The sequence below is a fragment of the Caldicellulosiruptor morganii genome (genome assembly GCF_026810225.1).
GTDB lineage: Bacteria > Bacillota > Thermoanaerobacteria > Caldicellulosiruptorales > Caldicellulosiruptoraceae > Caldicellulosiruptor > Caldicellulosiruptor morganii.
This window is the reverse complement of the sequence record NZ_CP113865.1, coordinates 2,046,973-2,062,143: the sequence shown is the minus strand read 5'-3', so window position 1 is coordinate 2,062,143 and position 15,171 is coordinate 2,046,973. Positions and strand designations below refer to the sequence as shown.

General features: G+C 35.4%; 11 protein-coding genes. 7 read left to right on the top strand and 4 right to left on the bottom strand.

The window, feature by feature from the left end; translation table 11 throughout:
- Positions 1 to 16 precede the first annotated feature (16 nt).
- On the top strand, positions 17 to 1,843 hold the full coding sequence (locus OTK00_RS10325; protein ID WP_082054603.1) for a bifunctional homocysteine S-methyltransferase/methylenetetrahydrofolate reductase: 1,827 nt from the start codon (positions 17 to 19) through the stop codon (positions 1,841 to 1,843).
- Positions 1,844 to 1,919: 76 nt separating this feature from the next.
- Complete coding sequence (locus OTK00_RS10320) at positions 1,920 to 2,066, top strand: hypothetical protein (RefSeq protein WP_157841007.1); 147 nt, start codon at positions 1,920 to 1,922, stop codon at positions 2,064 to 2,066.
- Positions 2,067 to 2,201: 135 nt separating this feature from the next.
- Here the strand turns inward: OTK00_RS10320 and OTK00_RS10315 are convergent, their stop codons facing one another.
- The 4 genes from OTK00_RS10315 to OTK00_RS10300 form a co-directional block, all read right to left on the bottom strand.
- A complete protein-coding gene (locus OTK00_RS10315) occupies positions 2,202 to 2,567 on the bottom strand; it encodes a hypothetical protein (protein ID WP_045168902.1) in 366 nt (121 codons plus the stop codon).
- 145 nt (positions 2,568 to 2,712) lie between these two features.
- Complete coding sequence (locus tag OTK00_RS10310; RefSeq protein ID WP_045168518.1) at positions 2,713 to 3,957, bottom strand: IS110 family RNA-guided transposase; 1,245 nt, start codon at positions 3,955 to 3,957, stop codon at positions 2,713 to 2,715.
- Positions 3,958 to 4,442: 485 nt separating this feature from the next.
- A complete protein-coding gene (locus OTK00_RS10305; RefSeq protein ID WP_045168903.1) occupies positions 4,443 to 4,730 on the bottom strand; it encodes a hypothetical protein in 288 nt (95 codons plus the stop codon).
- Complete coding sequence (locus tag OTK00_RS10300; RefSeq protein ID WP_045168904.1) at positions 4,690 to 6,006, bottom strand: AAA family ATPase; 1,317 nt, start codon at positions 6,004 to 6,006, stop codon at positions 4,690 to 4,692. Before OTK00_RS10300 ends, OTK00_RS10305 begins: the two co-directional genes overlap by 41 nt.
- 419 nt (positions 6,007 to 6,425) lie before the next feature.
- Here OTK00_RS10300 and OTK00_RS10295 point away from each other — a divergent pair, with 419 nt between their 5' ends.
- From OTK00_RS10295 to OTK00_RS10275, 5 genes are all read left to right on the top strand, one after another.
- On the top strand, positions 6,426 to 9,029 hold the full coding sequence (locus OTK00_RS10295; protein ID WP_045168905.1) for a 3'-5' exonuclease: 2,604 nt from the start codon (positions 6,426 to 6,428) through the stop codon (positions 9,027 to 9,029).
- Between the two features lie 33 nt (positions 9,030 to 9,062).
- Positions 9,063 to 11,930: a UvrD-helicase domain-containing protein gene (locus OTK00_RS10290; RefSeq protein WP_045168906.1), complete on the top strand. Its 2,868-nt coding sequence runs from the start codon at positions 9,063 to 9,065 to the stop codon at positions 11,928 to 11,930.
- Between the two features lie 120 nt (positions 11,931 to 12,050).
- Complete coding sequence (locus OTK00_RS10285) at positions 12,051 to 12,746, top strand: anaerobic ribonucleoside-triphosphate reductase activating protein (RefSeq protein ID WP_045170094.1); 696 nt, start codon at positions 12,051 to 12,053, stop codon at positions 12,744 to 12,746.
- Positions 12,747 to 12,800: 54 nt separating this feature from the next.
- On the top strand, positions 12,801 to 14,057 hold the full coding sequence (locus OTK00_RS10280; RefSeq protein WP_045168907.1) for an MFS transporter: 1,257 nt from the start codon (positions 12,801 to 12,803) through the stop codon (positions 14,055 to 14,057).
- Between the two features lie 83 nt (positions 14,058 to 14,140).
- Positions 14,141 to 15,124, top strand: coding sequence for a LacI family DNA-binding transcriptional regulator (locus tag OTK00_RS10275; protein WP_045168908.1), 984 nt, complete (start codon positions 14,141 to 14,143; stop codon positions 15,122 to 15,124).
- Positions 15,125 to 15,171 lie beyond the last annotated feature (47 nt).

Here is a 15,171-nt window from a genome sequence, read left to right as displayed (position 1 = left end):
ATGAGGGGGAAAATGTGTGAAGAGTTTTAGAGAGTTTTTAGAAAAGCAGCCTGTTGTGCTTTTTGACGGTGCAATGGGTACACAGCTTATTTTAAGAGGATACAGCAGAGATTTCCCGCTTGAGTGGGCAAATATTACAGATCCAGATCTTGTGAAAAACATTCACAGAGACTATATTCTGGCAGGCAGTCAGTGCATAGAGACAAATACATTTGGTGGCAATGAATGCAAGCTGAAACTCTATGGATTTGAAGATAAGGTCGAAAAAATAAACAGATCTGCTGTAAGGCTTGCAAGAGAGGTAGCAGGGCAGGAAGTTTATGTTATTGGAAGTGTTGGACCGCTTGGTAAGCCTGTTGGCAGTGGATTTGAGATAGACGACAGGAAAGCCAAAGAGGTTTATAAAAAGCAGCTTTATTTTCTTTTGGATGAAGGTGTTGATGCTATTCTATTTGAGACGGCTGCATCCACACATGAGGTTTTGATTGCAATTGAAGCTCTAAAAGATCTTGATAGCAAAATCCCGTATATTGTTCAGTTTTCTTTTACAAAGGATCTTACAACAGTCTATGGTGAAGATATCTACAGGGTTGTAGAATTTTTGAAAGGAATTGATGCGGACGCTGTGGGGCTTAACTGTGGCAATGGTCCGCACCAGACACTTAAGGCTTTGAAGATTTATTCACAGCATTTAAAAGGACCGTTTTCTGTTCAGCCAAATGCAGGCTATCCCCAGCTTGTCCAGGGAAGGCTTGTGTATTCAACATCCGCAGATTATTTTGCTTCGTTTGTTGATGAATATGTGAAATACGGTGCAAAGATAATAGGTGGGTGCTGCGGTACAACACCTGATCACATAAGAGCTATAAAAGAGAAAGTAAAGGCAACTGGTAAGAGTGTGGAGATTGAAGTTATTGAAACGAAAGAAGAGCAAAAGAGCATTTTGAAAGATACACCTTCTGAGCTTTCACAAAAGCTTGGCAAAAAGTTTGTCTTCACAGTTGAGATAAGTCCTCCTAAGGGTATAGAGCTTGAAAAGACAAAAGAAGGTGTGAGACTTTTAAAAGAGGCGGGAGCAGATACAGTAAATATTGCCGACTCACCAATGGCGAGGGTGAGAATTTCTCCCATTGCACTTGCGCATATACTGAAAGAAGATCTTGGGATGGAGTCAATTTTGCACTTTACATGCAGAGACCGCAACCTGATATCTTTGCAATCAGAACTTTTGGGTGCGGCAGCGCTCGGTGTTAAAAATGTTCTGGCACTGACAGGTGACCCACCGTCAATTGGCGACCATCCGCAGGCAAAACCTGTTTTTGATGTAAATTCGGAAGGGCTTGTTTTGATTTTAAACAGGCTCAACAATGGCACAGACTACATGGGCAATTCTATTGGCAAGGCGACAAATTTTACAATTGGTGTGGCACTGAACCTGAACGCAGATGATCTTGACAGGGAGATAGAAAGACTTAGGCGCAAAATAGAAAACGGGGCACATTTTATAGAAACCCAGCCAATATATGAGATTGAGGTGCTGGAGAGGTTTTTTGAAAAGGTAGATTTTAGACTGCCACCTATTCTGGGTGGAATACTTCCTTTGAGGTCGTCAAGGCATGCAGAGTTTTTGCACAATGAAGTGCCCGGCATAACAATACCTGATAAAATCCGCGAGAGAATGAAAAACTCAAAAGACCCTGTAAAAGAGGGAATAGAGATTGCCTGCGAGATTGTGGATAAAATAAAAAACATGGTCTCCGGCATCTATATTATGCCACCTTTTGAAAAATATGAAATGGCAGCAGAGATAATAAAGAGGTTTAGAGATAAAATGATACAATGATAAAAAGGCTCAGGTAGATTTGAAATTGTTTTTAGATAATTTGATTAGTGTTTTGTAAAATAAAAGTTGATAATTGATGAAGATTCATACAATATCAGAAAGAGAGAAATTGAAGAGGGTACTTAAAGGTATGGGAGATATAAAGGCTAAAGATTTATTTGAAACTATCAGAACCATAAAATGGTTCTATGATGAGCATAATATGGATATTGAGGATTTGTAACAGAAGATTGGAATGGTTGTGTGAATGATTATACAAATCAATGAAAAGGCTGCTTCTTGCCAATTTTGCTTATAAGGCAAAGAAAGCAGCCTTTGAATTTTTATTGGGATTTGCAATAAAAATATAAATTCTTTTTTAGTTTTTAAATTTATTTTCACATCCTAATATTTGTATCAATTTTTGTAGGGATTCTAGTCTTTTTTCAATTATTTTATGAACATCTAAATGCTTTGCCAAATTTTTACAAGTATCTTCTCCTTTTGTGTATACTCTTTTAAAGTTCTTAAACAATTTGCTTATTTTATCAAATCCATTTTTGCCTTCTGGAACTTTAAAAGGACCTTTAAAATTTTTGTTTAGATATTTGTAAATCCCTTGAATGTCGTCTAAAAACCAGTCTTCTATCATTTTTTCAACTTTTATAGGAATAACATCAACAATTCTTTTGTGCTTAATGAGCTCGTTTTTTACCTTTTCAAATTCTTTCTCGTCAAAAGACAAACGGTATAATGTCAAGGGGGTTTTTTAAAAAAATTTTTTAGATAATTAGGGCAAAAAAGGCAATAGAATACCGAGCCGCTCAGCCTAGAAAAATTTAACTGGCAGCTTGTTTTGAGAAGATTATTAAATTAAGAAATGGGATTAACTAAGTATTGTAAACATCACCTCTTTCTTGATATATTTGACCTTTGCTGAGCATTGCAAAGATCAGAGGAATTAATCGTCTTGCGGTGAGGACGAGGGCACGTTTATGCTGATGTTTGGTAACCTCTGAGAACTTCTTGTTGTAGAAGGCTTTATAACGGACTGTGTGCACCCTAACACAGTTAGCAGCCTCAACAAGATAGTATCTCAGGTATTGGTTACCACACTTAGCCAATGAGGTTTCCTGGGCATTGAAATTGCCTGATTGGTATTGAGTCCAAACAAGGCCGGAGTATTTAGCTAAAGCAGCTTCATTTTTGAAGCGCTTGATATCACCGATTTCAGCGATGATGCCGGCTGCAAGAACATCTCCTATGCCAGGGATGGTGGTCAAGGTTTGGGAGAAAGCTTTAAGAAGTTTTGAGATTTCTTTGTCGAGTTTTTTAAGTTGTTCTTGCATAAATCTAATGTTTTCAAGAGTCATAGACAAAGCTAAGTCATTTGCCTCAGCCAACAGAGGATGTAATCTGTATGAACGATTAGCAGCGGTTTTAAGTATTTCAGCGATTTTATTGACATCTGATAATCTGTTGTTGCCGTTGTCAGATACAAATTTAATTAAATCTTCTAAAGGCATGGAAGCAATATCATCTGGGGTGAAGTTTTCGATGATAGCGCAAGATGCCTTACCGAAGATATCAGAAAATGGGCAGTCTTGAGAATAAGTGGAGAATTTAAGGTATATGAGATTGAGAGCTCTGTTTTTTTCGCGAGTTAGATTATGAACAAGGTGATAGCGCATTCTGGTAAGGCGTTGTAGTGCAGCATATTTGAAGTCAGGCAAAGGTGTTGGATTTAGCTTACTGAACCTGACGCATTCAGCAATAACGACAGCGTCGATGTTATCTGTTTTAGGCAAGAAAGTGTAGATCTTTTTAAATCCTTTGACGATGCTTGGGTTGAGCACGTAAAAGGTTGGTTTGTAAGGTAGTAATTCAGAAGAGGAAGCAAGATACAAATGCAGATGCCAACCGTAATGTGAAGTTGCTTCCATGCCGAATTTAACGTAGGACAGATTATACTGGCTGAGGCAGTCAATGACTCTTTTGATTAATTCATTAGCACCTTCTTGATCGTTAGGCAAGGAAAAGGGTTTTTTAATCAAGTGATTTCCGGCATCATCGATGAAGAAGATAGAATTTGACTGACTACTGATATCAATGCCCACGATTAAAGTATTTGGCAATTTAAAGGCCTCCTTTCTAAAGTGTGTGGTGTTAGAAAAAAGTTTTGCCCTTTATCCCTGGGGATTACATGTAATGCAGCCTCGCCGATATTAGAGCTACGGAGCAGTTTACAGGGTGCACACATCTGACATGCTCAAATCAGATGTGGTAAACTGACCGTGCACAGCAAACGAGTAAACATTACTCATGTAATCCTTTGGGGTTCAGTCTTTCTCAAGCTGTGGCGTGCAGATATCAAAGCACGTCCAGCAGGAGGTGGTCAAAAAATATCCAAATAAACTAAATCAGGCTTAAACTTTTTCTGATATTAGTTTACCAGAGATAAAGGGCAAATTTAAACTGTAGCAGTCAATTTTAATATTCAATTTTTTAAGAAGTGAATGTGTTAAGAAAAGCTTTGTTATCAAGGTCAGTTTCCAGTAATCAATTGGTACTAATAATTTAATGTACCAATTGAGATATGAAGTTTTAAGTGATTTGATAATCATATTATACGAGGAGGTTTTGGGCTGTATTCTGAAACGTCTGTATCAAATGAAATAAAAACGATAAATGAAAAATCATTAAATTTTCTATTATTCAAATATCTTTTTTCCATGATTTTTATGGGCTTATCTCTACATTTTCCAGCACCTTTAACATTTATTGGTACTTCTATGTGAACATCCTTGGATCTTATTGACCACAAATAATCTAAAATTTCTTTAAACAATGGTTCTTCAGAATCCCCTTCACAAAATAGGACTATCATCTGTTTGTATTCTTTGCTCATACTCTATTGCTCCCAGCATTTTTAAAAATTCATCATCTGGATTTATATACATGTCAAATATATAATCCCCCAGGTTCATTCCCATATCTCTGATTTTGTTATAGATTTTGTTCCGTTTATTAGCAGGTAATTTTCTAAACTCAGCAATTCCTTTATCATTGGGAACTGCCAAGTAAATGTTATCAATATCTAAAAATTGTATCAAATATGGGGAATGACTTGTTATTATTATTTTACAATTATCACTCATATTTGACAAGGTAATAAGCAATTTTTGTAACAATTTTGGGTGTATTGAGTCTTCTAATTCTTCAAATCCAACTAATGAATAAGCTTTTAAATCGGCTAATATTAGGGAGGTTAGAAAAGCAAATATGCGTAGAGTTCCACGTGACAAAGAAGTAATGTCAAGTGCCTTTGCCAAGTTTCTTTCTTTTACCACTGATATATACATTTTCTCGGCAAATTCCTCATTTTTCGGTAGTCTTTTAAAAATATCCGTTGGTTTAATTTCAGCAACATCCAATTCTTCTATGGAAGGGAATAAGCTTTTAAATCCGTTCAGTAGGTATTCAAATTTTTCTGAATGATTAGTTTTTAGTTCATACACAGTCGGTAGTATTTCAAACAAGATATTTTCTTCTATAGAGGATTTAGGCAAATTTGTTTTTGAAGGTATTAAATGAAAAGAAAACTCTGGTAAAATCTTGGAAATCATCTCAATGTTTAATTTGTTTATCTCATCAACTATTTTGTGATAAAAAAGTTCGTCATTGCTTTTTAATTTATTAATGACTAAATTGTTATTTTCAATCTTAGTTTCTTTATCACATCTGTCCTTGGGTGACGACTTTATGAAAGCTTTGTCTAAAGTTCGCCGAATGTATTCAGAATACCTTTTTCCTTTTTTGTTTGGTTTTATTTTTAACCACTCTTCTGTAATTGAAAGCTTGGTATTTCCAGATGACCACATAAATTTATAGCCGTAGTTTACTATTACTTCCATTTCGTCAAAGATAGTTTTGGCTTCAATTTCATAATAAAACTCGGAAATTGACATGTTTTTATTAATAGGTGTACCTGGCAAATAACGCATCATTGATGATTTTGCTTTTTCATTGGCTTTAATAAAATCATTACCGAATTCTATGGCTTGAAGCAAATTTGATTTTCCGTATCCATTTGGTCCTACAACAGCAGTTATTGGATGATTAAATTCAATACTGGTATTCTGAATATTTTTAAATCCAGAAACTGTTATTTTTAATATTTCCAATTCAAATTTCACCTCACGTAATAAAATTTTTCATATTCAAATTATATATTAATTCTTTCCTTTTCACAAGTAATTTATACAAAAAAAATTGTTGCGCAAAGCAAATATATTGCTATTAGTATATATTTATTTTACAATTTAGATATAGCATTACCAAACATAAATTTTGGCTTGATTTATCAAAAATCAAGTATAAGGATTTTATTTGAACAAGATGTCTAATAATTTCCAAAATATAGTAAAATATTTAAGGTGGTATCAAATATACAAAACACAGAGAAATCATATAGGATACAAACAAACATATAGAATGTTGAGGACATTGTCTCATCTTAAAATTTTATATTTATACCTTTAACAGGTAAGCAAGAGTTCAGCTTTTTAAGGCTTAATAATTTAAGTGAAAGGAGAACCGCTACATGAAAAAGGCCTATTTTCTGAAAAAACTGAATTTAAGCCTGCTGGATAATGCAGGCGATGGACAGCTTGTAATCCTCCCGCGTAGATTCAGCATAAAAAAGCTAAGAGAAAGGCTTGTTGAGAAAAATGGTGTTTTGTTTGATGTTGACATATTCACATTTGATGATCTGATAGTTCCTGCAAAGAATCAGATATTGAAAGGAAGAAGGTTTATTTCAAGACAGAAGGAAGTTATGATTGTCTTTGAACTTTTGAAAAAGATTTTTAAAAACAAGACCGATTTTCAAAACTGCTTGAGTTATGAATTTATAAGTCAGGTTCTACATCTTTTAGACCTTATGTTTTTTGAGTCAAAGGATTACTCTCAAAAAAGCTTTCTGGCTTTTGATGAGAACTATGGCTGGCTGATACGTCTTTTTGAAGAATACAAAAGGTATCTTGACGAGAATAATCTTGTCAATTTTTCATATCTTCAGGACCTGGCAATAAAGATGTACCAGGAAGGTAAGATGAGCTTTAAAAGTTACAGGGCAGCAAAGATTGCCTTTTTTATTGATTTCAGGGAGGATCAAAAAAGACTGCTATCCATTCTGTCAAAAACACTTTCTAATATAGAGATTTATATTCCATACTTTGATGATATTGATCTTTGCAAACACAGCATAGAATTTTTACAATCAATGGGGTTTGAGATTTTGACATCTCTCAATGAGGAATCTGAAGTAAAAGATGACATCAAGGCTTTTTCGTATGGAAATATAATGCTTGAAACAAATGCGCTTGTAAAGAGCATAAAGGAGGATCATATCAATAATGGGATTGATTTTAGCAAAATAGCTGTAGCAGTTCCCAATATTGAAAGATACAAAGACATTTTAATTGATGTTTTCCAGCAGGAGCTTTTGCCGGTTAACCTTGATCATCAAAAAAGCCTTCTGGAGTTCGGGTTTATAAGGTTTGTTGTTGATCTTCTGGAATTTCTGGGCTCCGAGTTTGACAGAAAAAGGTTTGAAAAGATTGTAGCACACAGGTTTTTAAACAGAGAAGGGGCAGATTTTGAGATTTTATTGGGCAGAATTAAGGATATGTACATATTAAATCTGGATCATGTAAAAAGTGTACTTGATGAAATTGAATTTTTATTGAATTTATATAATCTTGAAGAGGAAATAGAGAATTTCAAAAAAGTTCTGGCAGTTTTCAATAGACTGTACAGGCTAAAAAGTGATTTTGATACACAAAAAAAGTCATATAGAGAGTGGATTTTGCAGACAAAAAGTGTATTTGAAAGACTCGGGCTTACTAAATCGGCTGAGTTTGTTGATGATGTAGAATTTTTGAAGGCTTTTTATGCATTAAATGAAATTTTTGATATGGCTATAAGGGATCAGGAAGTTGAAGGCACATATTCCTTTGATGAATTTTTGGATATGCTAAAGGCTATTTTTTCAGAAAAAAAGGTGGATGTTTCAATAAAGATTTTAAACGGTATAGATATACTTCAAATACACGACTGTATAGGTTCAGATTACCATAAGGTATATCTAATAGGGGCTTCGGATGACATTTTTCCAAAACCTGTAGTTGAAAAATTTCTGTTTAATCCATATTTGAAAAATCTACTTTTATTGAGCGATCTGAAAGACTTTGATTATGCATTTCAGAAGGAACTGGTGGCATTCAAGACAATTTTGAACTCATACAATCTCTACATTTCATACCCAAGGTTTTACAGAGCTGAGCTGAATAAAAGCCCGTTTTTGGAGCTTGAGGGTATTTTTGTAGAGGATGTTGAAGATAGCTATCTGCCAGGTGGCAGGGTGATGACTTATAAAGAATATAGATTGGCAAGACATTCAGAAAGTAGAAAGTCCTTTGAAGCAACTGAAATTCCTCCAGTTCCTCCTGTTTTGAAGATAAAAGACAGAGAGATAAAAGCTATTTTTGAATGTCCCCTGAAGTTTGGATTTATGAAGTTCAATATTGAAAAGCAGGCTCAGGAAGAAAACTTCTTTTCAGCAAACCTGAGGCTACTTTATATGTGTATAGGAAATATGCTCTCCGGCAAGGATGGAGAATATACAGTAAAAATGCTTTTGCAAAGCTTGAGATACACTTTGAATGAAGCTGTAAAGTTAAAAGCAGCAGAAAATATTTTGGTACTTGCTGGTGAGATTGCAAATGAGATGGCAAAATACAATATAAAAGAGTTTGTGCCTGTCAACACAGCTCAGAATCCGTATGTTTTAAAAGAAAACTTTGAAGGATTTGAGATTTTGCTTTTCCCGAATTTCATTGTGAAAAAAGACCAGAGCGAGATTATTGGATTTGTTAGGGCGAAGAATGACAGAACCATTGATAAGATCTGGATTGCCCAGAACATATTTAAAATACCGAATGTTGCGGCAATATATCTTCAGGAATATCCAAAATTTGTTATATATGATTTTAATTCTAATATTATTTCCGGGCAGACAGTGCAGGAAGTGGAGCAGTTAAAAGAGAGTTTGAAAAAGCTTAAAAATGTTGACTTTTACAGAAAAACAATCTCCTCTGTTTGTTATAGATGTGAATATAGCCACGTATGCAGGGTTTACCACTGAATTTTTTTAAGGCAAGATTGAGGAGGGGAAAAGATGCCAAACATCACTGTGTATACAGCCTCTGCTGGGTGCGGGAAAACAGAGAAGATTGCAGACTTATATACAGAACTTATTTCAGAAAAGAAGGTTTTGCCCCAGAGAATAGTTGCAATAACTTATACAGAAAAAGCTGCAAGGGAGCTAAGAAGCAGGATAATTTCAAAAGCAAAGCAAAATAATATTGATATTATGACCATTTCAAAAATTCAAAGTTCGCATATACAAACAATACATTCTTTTTGCATTTACCTTTTGCGATTTTACTGGATGAAAGCCGGGGTTGATGCAAATTTTAAAATAGTTCCAGAACTTTATAGCTTCTATTATAAATTTTTAGATGATTACTTCTCTCTTCTTCCGGATGTGCTTGACAGAATAGAAGCAGAAAGGTTTTTTATTGAAGAGTATTTTCATCTTATTGAAGGGCTTATTAATGAGTATTCAAATTACAAAAAATATACAGATAGATCAGAGTTTGTAGATAAGCAAATATATGAGATTTTTCAGCATATTGAGGATATGACACAGAAGGAATTTTTAAAAGAAATTACCTATGACCTTGTTCTGGAAAAGACTTATCAGCTTTTGAATATCCCTGAAGTTAAAAAGGATGTCAATTCGAAATTTGAATATCTAATAGTGGATGAATTTCAGGACTCAAACTTTTTGCAAAAATCAATATTTGAGAACCTGTGTGAAAATATAATATATGTGGGTGACAAAAAGCAGTCCATTTACCGTTTTCAGGGTGCAGAGCCCGATGTGTTTGATCATGCACTTGAAAGCTGCAATAGTGTAGTGGAGCTCAACGTCAATTACAGAACCAATTCTGAGCTTGGCAGAAAGATTGATGCTATAAGCCAGATTTTATTTGGAGATGCTTATAAACCCATTGATTATTACCACCGGCAGGATGGATTTTTGAAGTTGATTGAGATTGTATCACAGGCAAAAGATGACAGACTTTTGAACGAGGCATATTTTGTTGCAAAAACTATCAAGGATATGGTGCAGAGTGGCTATGAGATAAGCGTGGCAGGAAAACCAAAGAGAAAGGTCAGATATTCTGATTTTGCAATTTTATCACGCAGGATAAACAATATTGCCGGTATCTACAAAAAGGTGTTCAAAGAGCATCAAATACCCATTGAGATAAATTTTAAAAGAGAGCTTTTGCAGGAAAGTGAGATTTTGCCCCTTATGGGCTTTTTGAGTGTGCTTGAAAGTCCAGACAAAAAGTCGGGGTATATAAAGCTTCTGGCAAATCCAGTGTTCAAAAAAGACAGGTTTGAGCTGCTTTTCAGTAACGTAGATGAAATATGTTCTTTTATGCCAAAAGATCTAAAAAACTTTATCGATAGGGCAAGAAATCACCTGTATATAAGAAAACTTTCGGAAATTGTGAAGGATTTTGATGATTTGTTTGACTACAGCAGCAGGATTTTTAACATCTTTGGCAAAGAGGCATATGAAAACGTAATGCTTTTTTATGATCTTTTAGAAGAAAGTGGCAGCTTTTCACAGGATGAGTTTGAGAGCTTTATGATTTCACAGAATGAGAAGCTTCAGTTTGGCAAAAGTTTAAGTGATGCCTGCATTTTGATGAGCATTCATTCTGCAAAAGGTTTGAGCTTTCCGGTTGTGTTTCTTGCCGGGCTTGGTGAGAGCACTCAGGTTTTTCTTGAAAGGTCGCCAAAGTTAAGAGGTGGTTATGATAATTTCAGCAGGGCTTATGTTATAGCACCGCGCTGGGATGAGCAGAATTATGAAAAGGTAAAAGCGTATGCAAAGGATCAGGACAAACAGGAACTAAAAAGGCTTTTCTATGTTGCAATAACAAGGGCAATGGCAGGGCTTTTTGTGATAAAAAGCTCAGCAGAAACCATCAAGAAGAGAAAAGGTGGGGGTAGCCGAACTTTTGCGGATGAAGTGGCATTTTCTGAGATGGTAAAAAAGGCAGAGGAGATTGGAATTGAATATGAAAAGGTTGAGTTTGTCAGGGATGAAAATTTAAAAGATGTATATGGAGATATTGGTAATACTGTGATAAAGCAAAATTTGAGCTTTCCAGATGTAGTTTTGCATGATAGATTTGAAAACAGGTTCAGGTACCTGTCCCCAACTCACATAATGGATTTTATGAATTGCAAAGCGCTTTTTGCTTTCAAATACATCATGGGATTACCCGTTTTCGATAATGAAAATACAGAACCTGGGCTTTCTCAAAATGCAAAACTGCTTGGCACAACCGTGCACAGGGTGCTTGAGCTGACAGCACTTGACAATCTGGGCAGCCTCAATCAGAACATTGCTCTGGCAATGGCAGAAAATGATTTTGAAGATGAGAACCTTGTAAAAACTCTTGTTTACAATTTTTTTGAAGGTTCATTTATAAAATCAATTAAAGATAGGGTAATAAAAGAGGAAAGTGAGATGCCATTTTATTTAAAACTAAGTGACCAGATTATATACGGTATAATAGACAAAATTTATCATCTTCCTGACAGGGTGTATCTTATTGACTTTAAAACAAATTTACATTTTGACCAAAATAAATTTGCAATGTACATTCCACAGCTATTTCTTTACACAAAGGCAATGTTGGAAAGAGAACCACAAAAATACGTCAGCTCATCAATATGCTGGTTAAGAGAAGGCAGGATGTTTGAGTACAAAATGGAAGATAGGCATCTGAAAGATATTATGAGGACAGTTGAAGAAATAAGAAGTATCAGGACGAAAAGGGATGTTTTGAATTTAATTGAATGCTCAACAGGAAAAAAAGAGTGCGCAGGCTGTGACTTTGAATTTTACTGCAAAGATGAGCAAAACCTGACTTTGGTCAGAAAAAAACTTGAATAAGTTTTCTTTTTTTCTTTTTTAACCAGTTAAGAGGTTTGCAATTTGTTGAGTTTAGAGGTTAAAATAAAATATACGCATTTTAGTGCAGAGCTTAGAAATATACAAAAGGAGTTTGTTGCTATGCTTGTTGATTTTATGAAAATATCAGCAGTTGATTATCCAAAAAAGATTGCAGCTACTTGTTTTTTTGGTGGCTGCAATTTTTCGTGCCCGTTTTGTTACAACTCCCGGCTTGTAAACTTCAAAGGGGATTTTATGGATGATAGCATATTTTTTGAGTATCTGGATAAAAGAAAGGGAATTGTTGATGCGGTGTGCATCACAGGTGGCGAGCCAACCCTGAATGAAGAATATTTAACAGAGTTTATAAAGAAAATAAAGCAAAGAAATCTTCTTGTAAAGCTTGACACAAATGGCTCAAGACCTGAAGTTCTCCGAAGGCTTTTAGAAGATGACCTTCTGGATTATGTTGCTATGGACCTGAAAGCGCCACTTGAGAAATACCCTGAACTTACAGGATTTAAAGATATTCAGAAGATTGAGGAGTCTGTTCAGATTTTGATGGGCTCACGGATAGATTATGAATTCAGAACTACTGTGAACAAAAACCTTCATACAGTTGAGGATATTCTGGAGATTGCAAGGTGGGTAAAAAATGCAAAGCTGTATATTATAAAGCCCTACAAATACACGCCTGATGTTTTGGACAGCCAGATTTGTGGCACTGAGGATCTGGAAATGGAGTATTTGCAACAGATTTACAATCGTGCAAGAAGTGAGGGAATTGAAAACATTAAAATTGGCGGAGGAATGTAAAATCATTGCAACTGCGAATATACATTGCTTTTGTATTTTTTGAGGTGATCTGCTATGACAAAAATTAAAGCACAGATAGAGAAGGTGTTTGCAGCTTTTAGAGAGATAAATCCAAATGCCCGTAAGATTTTGCTGTTTGAACCTCTTTTTGCCATACCCTATTCAATGTTTATTATCTACTCCTCAATATACATGACACGTATGGGTGTAAAGGATTATCAGATAGGCTTGCTGTCCACAATATTGAATCTGGTTATGCTTATAACATCACCGTTTGCTGGACTGCTTGTTAACAGATTTGGACGCAAGAGGGTTTTGCTCATAGGTGATTTTATTTCGTGGTGTCTTTATGCTTATATATTTTTTGTGGCAAAAAGTTTTGAATGGTTTTTGATAGCAACACTCTTCAATGGTCTTATGAGAATTCCTGAGCTTGCATGGCGACTTTTACTTATGGAGGATGCAACAGAAAATGAAAGGGTTGCAATATACTCTGTAACTGTTTTTGTATGGAATATAGGCAGTCTTTTTGCTCCATTGATGGGTTTGCTTGTTGCAAAATTTGGGCTTGTTGTGGCCACAAAAGCTGTTGTGCTTGTGTTTGGAATTCTTGTAAATGTGCTGATAGTTGCAAGGCATCTTGTAACCGAAGAAAGTTCGGTGGGGCAGAGACTTGTTAAGGAGAATAGCAATGGTGACAACCACAGGTTTTCTGAATGGCTTGACAGTGCAAAGTATATATTGAAAAATAGGAACCTTTTTTTGATTGTGCTTGTTGTTATCTTTGGAAATGTTGCCCTTATATTCAGAGATACCTATAAAAATATATATCTCAGCGAAGGGCTGAAATACCCTGATGATATTATTTCTGTATTTCCAACCCTGTGGAGCATTGTTACACTTATTTTCATAATATTTTTCATGCCAAAGCTCAAAGACAAAAATCATGATAGAATGTTGTTTATAGGAATGCTTCTTGTTACTCTTTCGAATACATTAATTTTGATTGCAAGACCGGGAATAATTGGATTTTTGCTTATGCTTATTTCCACTGTGCTTGCTTCAATCGGTGTCACAATTCATTATTCGTTTGCAGATGCCATTCTTGCAAACTCTGTTGACGATCAGAAAAGAGCGCATGTTTTCTCGATTTCTATGTTTTTGATGTCTCTTTTTTCAATGCCTATTGGTGCAATCGCAGGGCAGTGTTATACCTTTTCAAAACTGCTTCCGTTTGGACTTGCGACTTTCTTTACCATGGTGTGCACCATTTTGATGTATCTGAAGGTAAAAATTCGACAAGAAAAGTGATTTTTTGAAAAAGCAATATTTGTTGAACATAAGGTCAGAAGAGTATAAAATAGATAAAAAGTATAATTTTTCGGGGGTGTAAAATGCCAACAGTAAAGGATGTTGCAAGAAGGGCAGGGGTTTCTGTTGCAACAGTCTCAAGAGTTTTGAATAATTCAAACAGGGTTTCAGATAAAACACGCCAGAAAGTCTTAAAAGCCATTGAAGAGCTTGGCTTCAAACCCAACCTTCTTGCAAGAAACTTTCGAAAGGACAAGTCAAATCTGATATTAGTAATATTGCCTACTGTTGCCAATGTATATTTTGCGCGCGTTGTGAAGGGTATTGAGGATGCAGCCAGAAAGCGTGGCTACGGCATACTTCTGTGCACAACAGGGAACAGCCCTGAGATTGCTTGTGAGTATTTAAAGCTTATAGAAAGAAAGCAGGTTGATGGGGCTATAATTGCTTCTGCCAGGATTGACAGTGAAACTATTTTTGATCTGGACCAGAAGAAAATAGTCCAGGCTTGCGAGTTTTATCCTTTTTTAGATACCTCATGTGTGCTTATAGATCACAAAAAGGCTTTTTTTGAGATTGTAGACTATCTTATAAAAAAGGGAAAAAAGAATATCCTCTGCGCAATTGGCAATGAAGGGATTCCTTCTGAAGAAGAGAGAAAGGAAGGTTACCGGCAGGCACTTGAAGAAAATGGTCTTGAGTTCAGTGAGGAGAATGTCATAAGATGCAGATATGGCTGGGCAGACATTTACGAAAGGCTAAAAGTTCTTATCTGCTCGGGTAAATATGACGCAATTGCATGTTCATCTGACCTCATGGCAGTGGGAGCAATAAAAGCTGCAAAGGAATCTTTGCTCAAAATACCCGATGAGTTTGCTGTAACAGGGTTTGATAACATCATGATTTCAAGGATTTATGAGCCGAGTATAACAACAGTTGCTCAGCCAATGTATGAGATTGGTGAAAAGGCAGCAGAGATTCTTATAGATAGCCTGGAAAATCCAGATGGTTTTTCAAAACAAAAGATTATTCTTCCGCATGAGATAAAAACAAGAGAGTCAGCATAAGAATTTTTTTTGTTTTTGACCGTATTGTAATTGATTACATTTTGCAG

What these genes read in the sequence shown, in the direction of transcription:
- OTK00_RS10295 (WP_045168905.1), top strand. Translation starts at nt 6,426, where the DNA reads ATGAAAAAGGCCTATTTTCTGAAAAAACTGAATTTAAGCCTGCTGGAT.
- OTK00_RS10305 (WP_045168903.1), bottom strand. Translation starts at nt 4,730, where the DNA reads ATGAGCAAAGAATACAAACAGATGATAGTCCTATTTTGTGAAGGGGAT.
- OTK00_RS10285 (WP_045170094.1), top strand. Translation starts at nt 12,051, where the DNA reads ATGCTTGTTGATTTTATGAAAATATCAGCAGTTGATTATCCAAAAAAG.
- OTK00_RS10320 (WP_157841007.1), top strand. Translation starts at nt 1,920, where the DNA reads ATGAAGATTCATACAATATCAGAAAGAGAGAAATTGAAGAGGGTACTT.
- OTK00_RS10280 (WP_045168907.1), top strand. Translation starts at nt 12,801, where the DNA reads ATGACAAAAATTAAAGCACAGATAGAGAAGGTGTTTGCAGCTTTTAGA.
- OTK00_RS10290 (WP_045168906.1), top strand. Translation starts at nt 9,063, where the DNA reads ATGCCAAACATCACTGTGTATACAGCCTCTGCTGGGTGCGGGAAAACA.
- OTK00_RS10275 (WP_045168908.1), top strand. Translation starts at nt 14,141, where the DNA reads ATGCCAACAGTAAAGGATGTTGCAAGAAGGGCAGGGGTTTCTGTTGCA.